Origin of the sequence: Amycolatopsis sp. NPDC098790 (genome assembly GCF_044759945.1) — a bacterium.
Lineage (GTDB): Bacteria > Actinomycetota > Actinomycetes > Mycobacteriales > Pseudonocardiaceae > Amycolatopsis.
The window spans coordinates 729,012-743,214 of sequence record NZ_JBIWAI010000002.1 but is presented as its reverse complement, the minus strand read 5'-3'; the positions used below and the strand labels follow the sequence as shown (position 1 = coordinate 743,214).

The window sequence follows — 14,203 nt, the reverse complement described above, 5'->3', positions numbered from 1 at the left end:
CGTTATACGGCGGTGACCGCCGTGAGCTTGCCGGGGTTCATCATCCACAGCACCTGGTCGATGCCCTCGGCCGAGGCGGTCACCGTCAGCACCGTGAACACCTCGCCGTCGCGGGAAAGCCGCACGGCGTGCGCGCCGTTGACGAGCGCCGGCGTCACCGTCACGCCCACCCAGAAGCGGTCCTTGAACGCTCGGACGTACTTCGCCACCGTCGTTGCGCCGCGAACCGGGATGCGCGACGCGCGGGCCACGCCGCCGCCGTCGGAGTAGCTGGTCACGTCGGCCGCGAACAGCCGCTCCAGTGTCGACAAGTCGCCTTCCTGGGCGGCGGTGACGAACGCCGTCAGGAGGCGTCGCTGCTCGGCCGGCTCGGCCGGGGTGCGCCGTTCCGCGGCCAGGTGCTTGCGCGCGCGGCTGACCAGCTGGCGGGCCGCGGCCTCGCTCGTCCGCACGACCTCGGCGATTTCGCGGTACGGGTAGTCGAACGCCTCGCGCAGCACGTAAGCCGCGCGCTCGGTCGGGGTCAGCTTCTCCAGCAGGAGCAGGACCGCGAGCTCCAGCGCGGCGCCCCGCTCCGCGCCCAGCTGCGGGTCGGCGGAGGTGTCCACGGGCTCCGGCAGCCACGGGCCGACGTAGGTCTCGTGCCGCGCGTACGCCGTCTTCGTCGCGTTGATCGCCAGCCGGGTGGTCGTCGTCGCGAGGTAGGCCGCCGGGGTGCGCACCGCGGCCCGGTCGCTGGCCTGCCAGCGCAGCCACACGTCCTGGAGCAGGTCTTCGGCGTCGAGGACGCTGCCCAGCATGCGGTAGGCGATGCCGAACAGCCGCGGCCGCACGTCAGCGAAGACGGCCGCCGCGTCCTCCAGGCCGGTGTCCTCCATGCGCGCATCCCTCCCGGCGGGAGCGTATCCACCCGGCGGTTGTCACGAACGAGAGCGCCGTCTTGTCTTGACTGGTGCGCACCTCCCGGGCCGTCCGGGCGGGCGCCGAACGGGAGGAACGGACATGAAGGTCGTCGTCATCGGCGGAACCGGCCTGATCGGCACGAACGTGGTCGCCCGGCTGACCGAGCACGGCCACGAGGCGGTCGCCGCCGCCCCCAGCACCGGCGTGGACACGCTGACCGGCGAAGGGCTGAAGGAGGTGCTGCAGGGCGCGGACGTCGTGATCGACGTGTCGAACTCGCCGTCGTTCGCCGACGACGACGTCATGCACTTCTTCCGCACCTCGACCGGCAACCTCGTCGCCGCGGCGAAGGAAGCGGGCGTCACGCACTACGTCGCGCTGTCGGTGGTCGGCACCGACCGGCAGCCGGACGTCGGCTACTTCCGCGCCAAGGTCGCGCAGGAGCGGCTGATCACCGAGTCGGGACTGCCGTTCTCGATCGTGCGCGCGACGCAGTTCTTCGAGTTCGCGGGCGGGATCGCGGACACGTCGACGACGGACGGCGTGGTGCGCCTGCCGGGCGCCGGCGTCCAGCCGATGGCGGCGGCCGAGGTGTCCGCGGCGGTCGCCCGCACCGCGGCCGGCCGGCCGGTCGGCGGCATCACCGAGATCGCCGGCCCGGAGGTCTTCGGCCTCGACGAGTGGGTCCGCACGGTGCTGACCGCGCGCCAGGACCCGCGCGAGGTCGTCACCGACCCGGCGGCGCCGTACTTCGGCGCGGTGCCGGGCGCGGAGGAGCTGCTGCCCGGGCCGGGCGCGCAGCTCGCGGAGACGAAGCTCGCCGACTGGCTGACCCGGTCGTGACGCCGGCCGCACGGGTGGCCCCCGCGCCACCCGTGCGGTCCTCCGCGTCAGGCGCCGTCGTGGTCCGGGTCGGCGTTGAGCACGATGCAGCCGACGTACCCGTCGCGCGCCTTGGTGACCTTCAGCAGCATGCTCGGCTCGTAGATGGAATCGTTGTCGTTGAACGTGTCCCGGCCGGTGCGCTGCGCGTACGGCTGGGTCGCCAGCACCTCGGTGTTCAGCGCCTCGTCGAACATCAGCTGCGTCGTGAGCGTCTTTTCGTTGCCGACGTGGACCATCACGTGGACGTGGACCGTCCGGCCGCGGTACCAGCCCGGCCAGATCGTGGTGAACTCGACGGTCCCGCGCTGGTTGGTGACCTGCGCGCCGCGCAGGTAGCGCTCGTCGTCGGTCGGCTCGAGGTCCTGGTCGCCGCCGGGCGGCGGGCCGCCGGTGGGCGGGGTCCCGGTCGGCGGCGGGCCGGTGGGCGGGGTGCCGCCACCGCCGGACGCCGCCACCGCGCCCGAGTACAGGCCGCCCGCGTCGCAGTGCCAGATCTCGACGACCGCGTGCGGGATCGGCTTGCACGTTTCGCTGTCCTGCAGCTGCAGGGCGAGCCGCAGCTTCGCGCCCTGCTTGTCCTCGCGGACGTCGCTGCGGATCTTGTCCGCGTCGAAGTAGTACGGGCCCTGCGTGGTACTGGCGGTGAGGGTGCAGGTCCGCGCGCCGGTGAACAACGCGGTGAGGTCCGCGTCGGTGACCGCCTGCAGCGCGACCGTTTCGCCGGTGGACGTCGTGACGGGGCGTTGGCCCGCGCACGCCGTGACGAGTGCGCCCAAGCCGACCGAGCTCACACCGGTGAGCAACCGCCGCCTGCTGACGCGTTGTCCCTCGTGGTGGTCCATGTGGTGTCCTTCCGCGGTGGGGGTCCGGGAGTAAAGGCCGGTTGACGGGGACCTGAACCGGCCTTGAACCAAGGTGGCGGGCGGGGCTGTGCCGGAGCTGTGGTGAGGCTGTGGGTCGCCGAGCGGTACACTGGTACTCAACTTGTTGATTAGGTGAGGTGAAGGCATGATCAGCTTCCGGAAGGCCGTCGAGGCCCGCGATCCCGACGCGATGGCCGCGGCACTGGCGGAGAACGTCGTCTTCCGGAGCCCGGTGGCGTTCAAGCCCTACCCGGGCAAGGCGATCACCGCCGCGATCCTGCGGGGCGTGCTGCGGGTGTTCGAGGACTTCCGGTACGTGCGCGAGCTGAGCGGCGGCGACGGCCGGGACCACGCGCTGGTCTTCGAGGCCCGGATCGGCGACGCCCGGGTCGAGGGCTGCGACTTCCTGCACTTCGACGACGACGGGCTGATCGACGAGTTCACGGTCATGGTCCGGCCGCTGTCGGCCGCGCAGGCGTTGTCCGAAGCAATGGCCGCGCAATTCGGTCAGATCCAGCGCGAGGCACTCAACTAAGTGAGTAGGTCGCTGCGCCACGCGCTGATGGCGGCGCTGCTGGAGGGCGAGGCCTCGGGCTACGACCTGGCGAAGGTGTTCGACGCGTCGGTGGCGAACTTCTGGCCGGCGACGCCCCAGCAGCTCTACCGCGAACTGGACGCGATGGCGGACGACGGCCTGGTCCGCGCCCGCGTGGTCCACCAGGAGAAACGCCCGGACAAGCGGCTCTTCTCCTTGACGGACGCGGGGTTCGCCGCCCTTCACGAGTTCACCGCCCGGGCCCCGCGCCCGGGCGTGATCCGCGACGAGCTGCTGGTCCAGGTGCAGGCCGTCGACGTCGGCGACGGCGCGGCGGTCCGCCAGGCGTTGAAGGAGCGCATGACCCGCGCGGAGGCGAAGATCGCCCGCTACGAGCGGCTGCGGGCGGGTCTGCTGGACGGCCGTTTCGAGGACGACTACCTGGCCGAGGCCGAGCGGGTGGGCCCGTACCTGACGCTCATGCGGGGGCTGGCGTTCGAGCGGGAGAACCTCCGCTGGTGCGAACAGTCGCTGAAGATCCTGGAGCGCCGGGCGGCGCGCTAGCTCAGGCCGGCGTCGTGGACCACCAGGGCCACCTGGGTGCGGTTGGCCGCCTCCAGCTTGGCCATGATGTGTCCTATGTGGACTTTCACCGTCGACTCGCTCACGACCAGCGCGCGGGCGATCTCCGCGTTGCTCAGCCCCTGTCCGATGTGGACGGCCACGTCGTGTTCCCGGGGCGTCAGCTCCGCCAGCCGCGCCCGAGCCCGCGCACTGCCGCCCCCGGACGCGAAATCCGTCAACAGCCGCTTCGTGATCTTCGGCGACAGCATCGCCTCGCCGCGGGCCGCCACCCGGACCGCGTTGACCAGCTCACGCGGCGGGGTGTCCTTCAGCAGGAAGCCCGCCGCGCCGTGGCGCAGGGCCGCGTAGACGTATTCGTCGACGTCGAACGTCGTCAGCACCACCACCGCCGGTGCCGCCGGGTGCCCCGCGAGCCGGCGAACCACCTCGATGCCGTCCACCTTCGGCATCTGGACGTCGGTCAGCACCACGTCCGGCCGGTACCGGTCGGTCAGCTCGACCGCCCGCGCACCGTTGGTGTCCTCGGCGACCACCTCGACATCGCCCGCCGACTCGAGGATCATCCGGATGCCGCTGCGGACCAGCTCCTCGTCCTCCAGCAGCACGACCTTGACCGTCACACGCCCTCCCCCACCGGCGAGCCCACCGAAAAGCGCGCGGACACCTGAAAACGGCCGTCGCCCGTCGGGCCGGTGCGCAGCTCGCCGCCGGCCAGCTCGACGCGTTCGCGCATGCCCACCAGCCCGTAGCCGGACCCCGGAACGGCGCTGCCGTGCGGGGTCAGCCGGTTGGTCACCTCGACCGCCAGCCGCTCCCCGGTGACGGCGAGCCGGACGTCGACGGCCGCGTGCGGCGCGTGCTTCCCCGCGTTGGTCAACGACTCCTGCACCACCCGGTAGACGGCCCGGCCGACCTGGTCGGGCACCGCGGGCAGCGGGTCCGGCAGGCTCAGCTCGACCCGCGCCCCGGTCGCCACGACCTCCGCGACGAGGTCTTCCAGCGACGCCAGTACACCCGGACCCGCGTCCGCTGAAGGGGCGTCGTCGCGCAGCACGCGCAGGACGGCGCGCAGCTCGTCGAGCGCCGTCGCGCTGGTGGCCCGGATCGTCTCGGCGGCCTGCTCGGTCTTCTCGTCCGGCGCCCGCAGCGACAACGCACCCGCCTGCAGCGCGACCGCCGTGACCCGGTGGGCGACGACGTCGTGCATCTCACGGGCGATCCGCCGCCGTTCGGCGAAGACGGCCTGGTCGGCGAGCAGCGTCCGGGTCCGCTCGGCCTCGTCGGCGCGGTCCCGCAGCACGGCCAGCAGCGCGGCTCGCTGGTGCATCCACAGCCCGGCCAGCACCGGGCCGAACACGAAGAACCCCAGCACGATCACGACCTGGGTGAAGCTCTCCGGCGCGGTCAACGCCGGCACCACCTTCCCGGCGAGCACGGCGACGACGACCCCGAGCCCGGTCACCCAGCTGACGCCGTGCCGGGCCGCGACGGAGTACTGCGCGACCATCAGCGGCAGCAGCGTCACCCCGGCCGGCAGGCACGCCACCGCGACCAGCAGCACCAGGAACGGCCACCGGCGCCGCGCCAGCAGCGCGAGCCCGGAGACGACCACCGCCGGCACGTAGAACGCCGGGTGCGGGTCACGCGGGTCGCCGCCGGTCAGCGTCACCACGATCACCGCCGCGGCCACCGCGACGTCGAGCGCGAGCAGGACGACGCGGCCGTCCCACCAGCTCAGCCATCGCTTCATCGCGTACAGGCTAGGGCGTGCCCGGTCAGCCGTCACGGCGAGCCAGGGTGAACGCCGTCGCGCCCAGGGCGAGGACGACCAAGGCGGCGAACACGGCCGTCCCCGGCAGCGCGGACAGTGCCGTGCCGCTGAAGGGCAGTGCGGTCACCGGCACATGACCAAGCGCGGCCAGTGTCGTCTCCGCGACGAACGTCCACACCGCGAACACGCCGACGGCGAGCCCGGTGTGCCGCAGCAGCCCGCCGAGCGCGACGCCGGCGAGTCCGGAAAGGACGGTCAGCGGCAGCACCGCGCCCGCCGCCCTGCCTGCCGCCCCCGCGCCGGCAGGCAGGGCGCCCCCGCCGGTGAGCACCCCGGCGGCGGTCAGCACCACCATCAGCACCCCGCCCAGCAGCGCGAGCCCGGCGGTGACCAGCGCCCGCGCGGCGACGATCCGCGACGGCGAGCGCAGCACCAGGCGGGTGGTCGCGAGGGTGCCGTGCTGGTGGTCGAGCCCGAACGCGGCGATCCCGACGGCCGCGACCAGCAGGGCGCCGAGCCGGTCGACCAGCCCGAACGCCGAGGTGAACGCGTCGAGCGTGCCGAGGTCGCGTTTGAGACCCCAGTACAGGCCCGACGCGAACTGCAGCACCCCCGCAGCCGCCAGCAGCAGCCACGTCGAGCGCAACGAGCGGGCCCGCACCCATTCATAGGCCAGCGCGTGCTTCACGGCAGCTCCCCCCGGTGCCGGACGGCGGCCGCGGTCGCGGCGAGGAACGCGTCCTCCAGCCCGCTGCGCCGCACGAACAGCTCGCGCACCGCGACCCCCGTCCGGCCGGCGACCGCCGCCACCCGCTCGGTGTCGGCGGTCTCGACCACCAGCTCCCCGGCTTCCTGCCGCACCCGCAGCCCGTCGCGGGCCAGCGCGACCAGCAGTTCGCTGGGCCGGTCGGCGCGCACCACGACGTCGGCGTGCGCGTGCCGCCGGACGAACTCCTCCAAGGGCTCGGCCGAGACGAGCCGGCCGGCGCCGATCACGATCAGGTCGTCGGCCAGCAGCGACATCTCGGCCAGCAGGTGCGACGACGCGAGGATCGTGCGCCCCTCCCCCGCCAGCCGGCGCAGGAGGTCGCGGATCCACCGGACGCCTTCCGGGTCGAGGCCCGTGGCCGGCTCGTCGAGGATCAGGTACTCCGGGTCGCCGAGCAGCGCCGTCGCCAGGCCGAGCCGCTGCTTCATGCCGAGGCTGAACCGGCCGGCGGGCCGGCGGGCGACGGACTCGAGGCCGACGGTGCCCAGGACCTCCCGGACGCGCCGGGCCGGGAGACCGCCGCCCGCGGCGACCATCCGCAGGTGCGCGGCGGCCGGCCGGGCGGGGTGCACGGCGGCGGCGTCGGTCAGCACGCCGACCGTCCGCAGTGGACCCGGGACGTCGGCGTATTCCCGGCCGCCGAAGGTGGTGCGCCCGCGGCCGCGCGTCAGGCCGAGCATCAGCCGGATGGTCGTCGACTTGCCGGCGCCGTTGGGCCCGAGGAAACCGGTCACCACGCCGGGGCGGACGGTGAAGGACAGGTCCTCGACACCGGCGCCCCCGCGGTAGGTCTTCGCGAGCCCGTCCGCGACGATCACCGGCGCGCCGGGAGGTGCGCGTCCCGGCGGCCGACCGCGAACCACAGCAGGCTGCCCAGGAACGGCGCGCAGAAGGCGAAGATCACCCAGACGAGCTTCATGCCGCCGGTGAGCCGCGAGCCGAGGATGCTGAACAGGGCGGCCAGGAACAGCACGGCGAAGGCCAGCAGGACGGCGCCGGTCAGGCCGAGCACCAGCCACGACCAGGTCTGTTCGTGGCCTTCGATCAGGGCGGCCGGATGCATGGGTTGTCTCCTCACGTCGGTCTCTCGCATCCAAGATCGCCGATCGCGCGCGCCCGCACATCCGATCTTCGGGGAGTCCGGGATAGGCGGAAAGTACTAGGCCGCCCGGCGGGCTTGTACGGCTCTTGTACGGCGGCCGCCGACGATCCGCTGGACATCCCGATGGAGGAAACGTGAGAACCACACTCAAGGCCGCGGTCGCCACGATCGGTCTCGGCGTCGCGCTGACCGGGCTGGCCGCGCCCGCCGCCCAGGCCGCGCCGACCTACCCCGTCACGACCACAGTGGACGGCCGGACCGTCAAGGACCCGGACGTCGCGGTGGGCAAGCAGCGCATCGCGAACATGTACCCGTCCGGCACTTCGGTGACGCTGGCGTGCCAGGACACCGGCCCGGCGTACGGCGGCAGCAGCATCTGGGACCTGACCACCGACGGCGTGTGGGTGCCGGACGCCTACGTCAAGACGGGCTCGACGTCGATGGTCGCCCCACAGTGCACCACCCCGCACGCGTACCCGGCCAAGGCGGACCTCAACGGCCGCGCGAAGAAGGGCGACGCGGCGGACGCGGCGGGCAGCGTGGCGGACAAGTACCTGACCGGCGCGTCGGTGCCGGTGGTCTGCCAGGCCACGGCGTCGGAGGAGATCTGGGACTTCACCAGCGACAACCTGTGGGTGCCGGACGCCATGGTCAAGACCGGGACCGACGGGTTCGTCAGCGGCGTCCCGCACTGCGACACCGACGGCCTCAAGGCGGGCGGCACGGCGTACCCGGCCGACTCCCGCGCCGACAGCGCGATCGCGTTCGCCAAGGCGCGCCTGGGCCACACCGACTGGAACAACCAGTGCGAGCTGTTCGTCGAACGCTCCTTCGGCACCAGCGGCCGGTTCGCTTCGGCCACCACGCACTACCAGTGGCAGAAGGCCAACGGCCGGATCCACACCGGTTCGGTCGCCCCGGCCGGCACGGCCGTGTTCTTCACCAGCACGACCAGCAACGGGCACATCATGCTCGCGCTCGGCGGCGGCGTCGCGATCAGCACCGGCCCGTCGGTGTACCAGACGAGCACGTACGCGCAGCGCTCCGACTACCTCGGCTGGGCTTACGTGCCGTCGAGCTGGTAGCGCCGGCGTCCTCGAAGTCGATCTGCCACCCGGCGGGCACCAGTGCGCGCTCGAAGCACACGCGGTGCTCGCCGGGTTCGCGTTCGGGTTCGGGCTCCATGGCTGTGATCACAGCACGGCACCCGGCCCCCGCAGGTCTCAATGTGAGACGTCGCGAAAAGATCTTCCCCTTTTCATCGAGAAGCCGTTGCCCATTCACCCCGCCCGGTTCTACCGTGTTCCGGGCATTGATCGGACTACTGGGGGTCTCATGTCATTGCGCCACCGATTGCTGAACGCCGTGGTCGGGGCGGGCGTCCTCGCGAGCCTGGTCGCCGCGCCTCCGGCGGCCCTCGCCGCGGCCGGGCCGACCACCCTGCCCGCCTCGCAGTACACCCTGACCGCGAACTACAACCAGTTCGACGCCGTCAATTCGGCGCTCGTCTCGACGCTGGGCACCGCGGCCGTGCACACGGTCATGGACAACGCGAACCACGACCGCACGGCGCTGCCGTCGTCGTTCTCCGTCGCCGGCCTGTCGACCGGGTTCCGGTTCGACAGCGGCGACAACTCCGACTGCACCAACTACCCGCAGGGCATCACGACCAGCCGGGACGCGGTCGGCACCGCCAACAGCGGCAACTACGACGGGCACCAGCTCGTCGTGGTCAGCTGGTACACCAAGGACGGCTGCGACGGCGGCCAGAGCCGCAGCCGCATCACGCTGGTCGACTGGGACGCCACCTACCCGAACAAGTACCGCAAGGTGCTGCTGGTCGAGCCGACCGGCACGGCGGCGGCCCCGGACTTCAAGGACATCCCGATCCACGCCGGCGGCGTCTCCTGGTACGGCGACTACCTCTACGTCGCCGACACCGGCAAGGGCATGCGGATCTTCGACATGCGCAAGATCCTGAAGACGAACACCGGCGGCACGGCCGACCAGATCGGGCACCAGAGCGGCAGCACGTACTACGCCCACAACTACGCGTACGTCCTGCCGCAGGTGGGCTCGATCACGTCGAAGACGACGTCCGGCACGAACCTCGCGTGGTCGTCGATCTCGCTCGACCGGGTCAGCAAGTCGATCGTGATGACGGAGTACACGTGCTCCTCCGGCTGCACGGACTACCCGAACCGCGCGCCGCGGGCGATCCGCTACCCGTTCGCGTCGTCCGGCACGTTCGCGGCGGCGACGACGGCGAGCCAGGCGCTGCAGCTGCCGTGGTACAAGCTCAACGGCGTGGCGTCGCACAACGGGCGCTGGTGGTTCAACTCGTCCGGCTCGAAGCAGCTCTACTACTGGACGCCGACGGCCGGTCCGTCGACGTTCGCCTGGGTGGGCAGCGGCGAAAGCCTGTCCTACTGGGAGGACGACACCGCCGCCGACCTGCTGTGGTCGCTGCAGGAGGGCGCGGGCAGCCGCAACGTCTTCGCGGTCACCCAGGCCACCTACGGCGGTGGCTGAGGTAGCCTGACCACATCGGACGATTCGGACAGCTGAGCAACCCGGGGCGGTACCGCCGCCTCGGGTTGCTTCTTGCCGTCCTGCTGTTCTTCAGCGGCACCCCCGTTGTCCCCGCGTGGTCGTCGGCCCCCGACGGCCCGGCGGTGGCCACGGCACCGTCGCACGACCTCGTCTCGGTCCGGCCCGCCGTCCCGCGCGGCCCCGCCACCACCCCGGTCCCGTGGGCGCTCACGCCGTCCGCGTCGACCGGCGCGCCCGCCCCGAAGTGGTGGCGTGCCGAACTGCCCGGCGAAGCGCTCCGGGCCGTCGTCGTCCCGACTTCGCGGTCCACCCGCGCTCCACCTGCCTTCGCGAGCTGAACCCGTTCCACGGCGCCATGTCCGGCGCCGTGTTCACTGCTGCGCGAAGGAAATCCCGTGTCCGTTGTGTTGTTGACGCTTTTGCTCGCCGCCTTCGCCGTCGCCGTCGGGTTGATGGTGAAGATGTACCGGGACGACGAGCCCCTGCTCGGCGGGCTGGGCATCTGCCTGCTCGTCGGGCCGGGTTCGGTGCTGGCCTTCCTGTACGTGGGCTTCGCCGGCTAGCCCAGGTCGGCCTCAGGCCGCAGCTCGATCGTCGTCCCGGGCTGGTGCAGCTCGAGGACGACGATCGAGTTCGCGCCCCGGCGCCACAACGGCTTCGGCGCGTACAACGTCCGCTGAGGACCGATCTTCCAGTAGCGGCCGAGGGTGAAGCCGTTGAGCCAGACGATTCCCTTCTCCCAGCCGGGCAGGGCGAGAAAGCCGTCTTCGGGAGCCGTGATCTCGGCGGAGAAGCGGTGGAACATCGGCCCCTCCGCCTTGATGCCCGTGAACCGCAACCCCGACAGGTCGTCCAGCGGCAGCGGGCGGATCTCCCAGCCGAACAGCTTCTGCTGCGTGCTCATCGCCACCCAGCCGTCGATGCCCTTGCGGTCCGCCAGGTACGGGCCGTAGTTCACCCGGCCCATGGCGTCCACCAGGATGTCCAGCCGGGTCGACGGTTTCGTCAGCTTCAGGTCGAGCGTGCCGGCCGGCTGGTTGCGGTCCAGCACGCCCAGGAACGCGCCGTCGGCGAACACCGACGCCCGGTCGGCCAGGCCGTGGATGCTCAGCGGGCCGGAGTGCGGACCCTGGACCGTGGTCCGGTAGTGGATCAGCCCGGTCGCCTGGCCGAGCCGTTCCATCGGGACCGGCTGGGCCGACCGGACCGGCCTCGACAGCACCGGGAGCGAGTCCAGCAGCGACACCGCACCCGACGCGGTCAACGTCTGCGCGGGCAACCGAGGGGACGGAGCCGGCGCCGGGGCCGTGACGTTCGTGTACTTCCGCAGGACCGGCTGAAGCGCGGCGAACTTGGCGCCGAGGTCACCGGCTTCGCCGACCGGCGAGTCGTAGTCGTAGCTGGTCACCGTCGGCTGGTAGGTAGTACCCGAGGTGTTCGCGCCGCTCGTGAAGCCGAAGTTCGTTCCGCCGCAGGCCATGTACAGGTTCACCGACGCACCGGTGGCCAGCAGATTGTCCACATAGGACGCCATCTGGGCCGGGTCGCGCGTGTTGTGCCGCTCGCCCCAGTGGTCGAACCAGCCGTCCCAGTACTCGGCCATCATGACCGGTTTGCCCGGCTGGAACTGCTTCATCGCCGCCACACTGGGCGCCGGGTCGCCGTCGCCGGTCCCGACTTCGAGGGTGCCCGGCAGGGAACCGAAGCGCATGAAGAACTCGGACGCGCCGTCGGCCGCGAACAGCAAGCTCGTCATCCCACGACCGCGCAGGCCGTCGCGCAGGTGGGCGAGGTAGCTCGTGTCGTTGCCGTAGCTGCCGTACTCGTTCTCGATCTGCGCCGCCACGATCGGGCCGCCGTGCTGGGCCTCCAGGGGCGCCAGGCGCGGGATCAGCTGGTCGTACCAGGCGTCGACGGCCTTGAGGTACGCCGGGTCCGCGCAGCGCAGCTCCAGGTTCCGGTCCGCCAGCAGCCACGACGGCAGGCCGCCGAACTCCCACTCCGCGCAGATGTACGGGCTGGGGCGGACGATCACCGGGAACCCGAGGTCGCCCGCGAGCCGGACGAACGCGGGCAGGTCCCGCCACCCGCTGAAGTCCGCGCGGCCCGGCCGGGGCTGGTGGAAGTTCCAGGGCACGTACGTCTCGATCGTGTTCAGCCCCAGCGCCTTCAGCCTGAGGAGCCGGTCGCGCCACTGGTCCGGGTGGATGCGGAAGTAGTGGATCGCACCCGACACGATCCGAAACGGCTTGCCGTCCAGCAGGAACTGTTCGCCGGACACGCTCAGGCCGCGCCGGCCGGCCGCGCCCGCCGGGCCGGCGAGCACCGCGCCCGCCGTGATCGCCGTCGCCGCGCCGAGGAAGGTCCGCCTGCTCAATGCCGTCATGACTGCTCCCGAAGCCGGACCAGCAGGGTGTCGAGGACACCGTCGCCGACCAGGGCTTGGTGGATGCCCCAGCGGTTCGTGTTGCCGGTCTTGACCGCCGTCGCCCGGGTGACCAGGTCGTCGGCCCGAGCGGTGAGCCGCGAAGCCCGGGCGTGGTCACCCCGGGAAGCCGCGGCGAGGGCGTCGAGCCGCGTCACGAAGGCGTCGCCCCACAGCGCCGTGGCGTCCAGCCAGGGCCCGGCGTCGGTGACGAACGCGGCCTGCACCCGGCCGCCGCGGATGACGCCGGCGGCGTCGCGGATCCGGACCGCGTACGCGCGCAAGCCGGCAAGCGCGCGGTGGTCCCCCGCGTTCCAGCGCTGCCAGAAGGCAGCGGCCTTCGCGGCGAGGACCGGCGCCTGCGGCTGCCACGGCGTGGGGCCGAACGTCGGCGCCAGGTGTTCCAGGTCGGCGAACACCGTCAACGCCGCCGTCGCGCGGGGGTCGCCGCCCGCGAGGCGGGTGAGGGCCTGGGGCCACGAGCGTGCCGGTGAGTAGCCGGCGTCGTTCCACGCGAAGTCCGCCGCGCCGAACTCGGCCACCTCGCTCGCCGCCTCCTGGTTCATCGGGTTCGAGACGATCCCGTTCAGGTACCGCGACAGCCCGGCCTCGCGCTGGGCGTAGGGCGCGAGCAGCAGGCGCCCGGCGGACTGGCCGTAGTCGTTGACCGGGTAGTTGTCCCAGAGGAACACCTTGCGTCCGTACACAGTGGACACCTGCGCGGCCTCGTCGGTGGTGACGCTCGGCGGGACGACGTCGGTCCCGGTCCACTGCACGACCACCGACGGGTCGAGGTGCTCGCGCAGCTCGGTCTTGTACGGCGAGTCCTTCAGGTCGCTGTACTCGGTCGGTACCGTCTGGAGTGGACGGACGCCGTCGTGGGTCGTCACGAACCGCTCGGTGATGGTGTTGAGCAGCGACACCTGCGCGGTGCCCGCGGCGGCCTGGCCGGGCGTGCCGAAGGCGGCCTGATCGGCGTCGCAGTTCCACTTCGTGTACGAGATGTCGTCGAAGGGCAGCGAGAACGACCGGACCCCGAGGTCGTACACCGACTGGAACTTCGCCTCGACCGCCGCGACGTCGGACGGCGACGAGAAGCAGATCGAGACGCCCGGCGACAGCGCGTAGGTGAACTCGACGTGGTGCGCCGCGGCCGACCGGACGAGCTGCCCGAGCGTGCCCAGCTCGTCGGCGGGGTACGGGTCACGCCACTTCGCGCGCAGGTAGGCGTCGTCCTTGGCGCTGTAGATGTAGGTGTTGGCCTTGACCTCGCCGAGGAACGCGAGCTGCCGCAGCCGGTCGGCGGTCGTCCACGGTGGACCGTAGAAGCCTTCGATCGACCCGCGCAGGGCCATGTTCGGCCAGTCGCGCACGGTCGCGCCCCGCACGGCCCAGCCGTGTCCACTTCGGACGAACAGCTGCCGCAGCGTCTGCACGCCGTAGTACTGGCCGGCGCCGTCGCGGCCGCCGATGGTGATGCCCGCGCGCGACACGCGCAAGGCGTAGCCCTCGGCCTGCTCCGGAACGTCTTTCCCGGCACCGCCGAGCCGGACGACCAGGCCGTGGCCACCCACCTTGACGCCGTGGTCGCGCAACAACGACGTCAGCAGGTCCTTCGCCGCCGGGTCGGTGCCGGCGTCGGTGACGAGCGCGACCGACGACGGCAGCGGCACGTCCGCGGACGTCCGGCTGATCTGCTGCGGGGTGGGTGAAACGACGGGGAGCGCGCCGGTTGCGGCAGCGGATCCGGTGACGGTGAGGGTGGCGGCCACCGTGACGACGGCGGCGAACAGGGCTCGGATCATGGCTCCC

16 protein-coding genes are annotated in these 14,203 nt (G+C 72.1%); 7 read left to right on the top strand and 9 right to left on the bottom strand.

What is annotated here, in order from left to right; translation table 11 throughout:
• Window positions 1-2 precede the first annotated feature (2 nt).
• A complete protein-coding gene (locus tag ACIQWX_RS17105; protein ID WP_400871258.1) occupies window positions 3-878 on the bottom strand; it encodes an RNA polymerase sigma-70 factor in 876 nt (291 codons plus the stop codon).
• Between the two features lie 124 nt (window positions 879-1,002).
• On the opposite strand from ACIQWX_RS17105, the gene ACIQWX_RS17100 reads away from it, so the two are divergent.
• Entirely contained in the window at window positions 1,003-1,746 is a 744-nt protein-coding gene (locus ACIQWX_RS17100; RefSeq protein ID WP_400871255.1) for an SDR family oxidoreductase, read from the top strand.
• A gap of 47 nt (window positions 1,747-1,793) precedes the next feature.
• Here ACIQWX_RS17100 and ACIQWX_RS17095 read toward each other — a convergent pair whose 3' ends face one another.
• Window positions 1,794-2,630: a protocatechuate dioxygenase gene (locus ACIQWX_RS17095; protein ID WP_400871253.1), complete on the bottom strand. Its 837-nt coding sequence runs from the start codon at window positions 2,628-2,630 to the stop codon at window positions 1,794-1,796.
• 166 nt (window positions 2,631-2,796) lie between these two features.
• Between ACIQWX_RS17095 and ACIQWX_RS17090 the strand changes: the two genes are divergently transcribed.
• Both ACIQWX_RS17090 and ACIQWX_RS17085 read left to right on the top strand, forming a co-directional pair.
• Complete coding sequence (locus ACIQWX_RS17090; protein WP_400871250.1) at window positions 2,797-3,186, top strand: nuclear transport factor 2 family protein; 390 nt, start codon at window positions 2,797-2,799, stop codon at window positions 3,184-3,186.
• A 27-nt stretch (window positions 3,187-3,213) separates the two neighbouring features.
• Window positions 3,214-3,750, top strand: coding sequence for a PadR family transcriptional regulator (locus ACIQWX_RS17085; protein ID WP_400875791.1), 537 nt, complete (start codon window positions 3,214-3,216; stop codon window positions 3,748-3,750).
• On the opposite strand, the gene ACIQWX_RS17080 is transcribed toward ACIQWX_RS17085, so the two are convergent.
• Genes ACIQWX_RS17080 through ACIQWX_RS17060 form a run of 5 tightly spaced genes read right to left on the bottom strand, consistent with a single transcriptional unit; the run spans window position 3,747 to window position 7,374 of the window.
• Window positions 3,747-4,391 carry a response regulator gene (locus ACIQWX_RS17080; RefSeq protein WP_400871248.1) on the bottom strand — a complete coding sequence of 215 codons (645 nt, stop codon included), beginning with the start codon at window positions 4,389-4,391 and terminating at the stop codon, window positions 3,747-3,749. The genes ACIQWX_RS17085 and ACIQWX_RS17080 overlap by 4 nt on opposite strands.
• The gene (locus ACIQWX_RS17075; RefSeq protein WP_400871245.1) at window positions 4,388-5,521 is read right to left on the bottom strand and encodes a sensor histidine kinase; all 1,134 of its coding nucleotides are present in this window, start codon (window positions 5,519-5,521) and stop codon (window positions 4,388-4,390) included. Before ACIQWX_RS17075 ends, ACIQWX_RS17080 begins: the two co-directional genes overlap by 4 nt.
• Before the next feature lie 25 nt (window positions 5,522-5,546).
• The gene (locus tag ACIQWX_RS17070; protein ID WP_400871242.1) at window positions 5,547-6,230 is read right to left on the bottom strand and encodes a hypothetical protein; all 684 of its coding nucleotides are present in this window, start codon (window positions 6,228-6,230) and stop codon (window positions 5,547-5,549) included.
• Window positions 6,227-7,129 (bottom strand): ATP-binding cassette domain-containing protein, encoded by a 903-nt coding sequence (locus ACIQWX_RS17065; protein ID WP_400871239.1) that lies wholly within the window; start codon window positions 7,127-7,129, stop codon window positions 6,227-6,229. Before ACIQWX_RS17065 ends, ACIQWX_RS17070 begins: the two co-directional genes overlap by 4 nt.
• Window positions 7,126-7,374, bottom strand: a complete 249-nt coding sequence (locus tag ACIQWX_RS17060) for a PLD nuclease N-terminal domain-containing protein (RefSeq protein ID WP_400871237.1) — start codon at window positions 7,372-7,374, stop codon at window positions 7,126-7,128. The genes ACIQWX_RS17065 and ACIQWX_RS17060 overlap by 4 nt, the downstream gene beginning before the upstream one ends.
• 173 nt (window positions 7,375-7,547) lie before the next feature.
• On the opposite strand from ACIQWX_RS17060, the gene ACIQWX_RS17055 reads away from it, so the two are divergent.
• The 4 genes from ACIQWX_RS17055 (at window position 7,548) to ACIQWX_RS17040 (ending at window position 10,529) form a co-directional block, all read left to right on the top strand.
• Window positions 7,548-8,498, top strand: coding sequence for a hypothetical protein (locus tag ACIQWX_RS17055; RefSeq protein WP_400871234.1), 951 nt, complete (start codon window positions 7,548-7,550; stop codon window positions 8,496-8,498).
• Window positions 8,499-8,748: 250 nt separating this feature from the next.
• Complete coding sequence (locus ACIQWX_RS17050; protein WP_400871231.1) at window positions 8,749-9,945, top strand: hypothetical protein; 1,197 nt, start codon at window positions 8,749-8,751, stop codon at window positions 9,943-9,945.
• 65 nt (window positions 9,946-10,010) lie between these two features.
• Entirely contained in the window at window positions 10,011-10,304 is a 294-nt protein-coding gene (locus ACIQWX_RS17045) for a hypothetical protein (RefSeq protein WP_400871228.1), read from the top strand.
• A 57-nt stretch (window positions 10,305-10,361) separates the two neighbouring features.
• Entirely contained in the window at window positions 10,362-10,529 is a 168-nt protein-coding gene (locus ACIQWX_RS17040; RefSeq protein ID WP_400871225.1) for a hypothetical protein, read from the top strand.
• On the opposite strand, the gene ACIQWX_RS17035 is transcribed toward ACIQWX_RS17040, so the two are convergent.
• Window positions 10,526-12,352: a beta-galactosidase family protein gene (locus ACIQWX_RS17035; RefSeq protein WP_400871222.1), complete on the bottom strand. Its 1,827-nt coding sequence runs from the start codon at window positions 12,350-12,352 to the stop codon at window positions 10,526-10,528. The two genes, ACIQWX_RS17040 and ACIQWX_RS17035, sit on opposite strands and share 4 nt — an antisense overlap.
• On the bottom strand, window positions 12,349-14,196 hold the full coding sequence (locus ACIQWX_RS17030) for a beta-N-acetylglucosaminidase domain-containing protein (RefSeq protein ID WP_400871219.1): 1,848 nt from the start codon (window positions 14,194-14,196) through the stop codon (window positions 12,349-12,351). The genes ACIQWX_RS17035 and ACIQWX_RS17030 overlap by 4 nt, the downstream gene beginning before the upstream one ends.
• Window positions 14,197-14,203: the final 7 nt, after the last annotated feature.

Coding starts and splice junctions, on each gene's coding strand:
- ACIQWX_RS17075 (WP_400871245.1), bottom strand. CDS start 5,521: ATGAAGCGATGGCTGAGCTGGTGGGACGGCCGCGTCGTCCTGCTCGCG.
- ACIQWX_RS17095 (WP_400871253.1), bottom strand. CDS start 2,630: ATGGACCACCACGAGGGACAACGCGTCAGCAGGCGGCGGTTGCTCACC.
- ACIQWX_RS17035 (WP_400871222.1), bottom strand. CDS start 12,352: ATGACGGCATTGAGCAGGCGGACCTTCCTCGGCGCGGCGACGGCGATC.
- ACIQWX_RS17105 (WP_400871258.1), bottom strand. CDS start 878: ATGGAGGACACCGGCCTGGAGGACGCGGCGGCCGTCTTCGCTGACGTG.
- ACIQWX_RS17060 (WP_400871237.1), bottom strand. CDS start 7,374: ATGCATCCGGCCGCCCTGATCGAAGGCCACGAACAGACCTGGTCGTGG.
- ACIQWX_RS17100 (WP_400871255.1), top strand. CDS start 1,003: ATGAAGGTCGTCGTCATCGGCGGAACCGGCCTGATCGGCACGAACGTG.
- ACIQWX_RS17050 (WP_400871231.1), top strand. CDS start 8,749: ATGTCATTGCGCCACCGATTGCTGAACGCCGTGGTCGGGGCGGGCGTC.
- ACIQWX_RS17090 (WP_400871250.1), top strand. CDS start 2,797: ATGATCAGCTTCCGGAAGGCCGTCGAGGCCCGCGATCCCGACGCGATG.
- ACIQWX_RS17030 (WP_400871219.1), bottom strand. CDS start 14,196: ATGATCCGAGCCCTGTTCGCCGCCGTCGTCACGGTGGCCGCCACCCTC.
- ACIQWX_RS17085 (WP_400875791.1), top strand. CDS start 3,214: ATGGCGGCGCTGCTGGAGGGCGAGGCCTCGGGCTACGACCTGGCGAAG.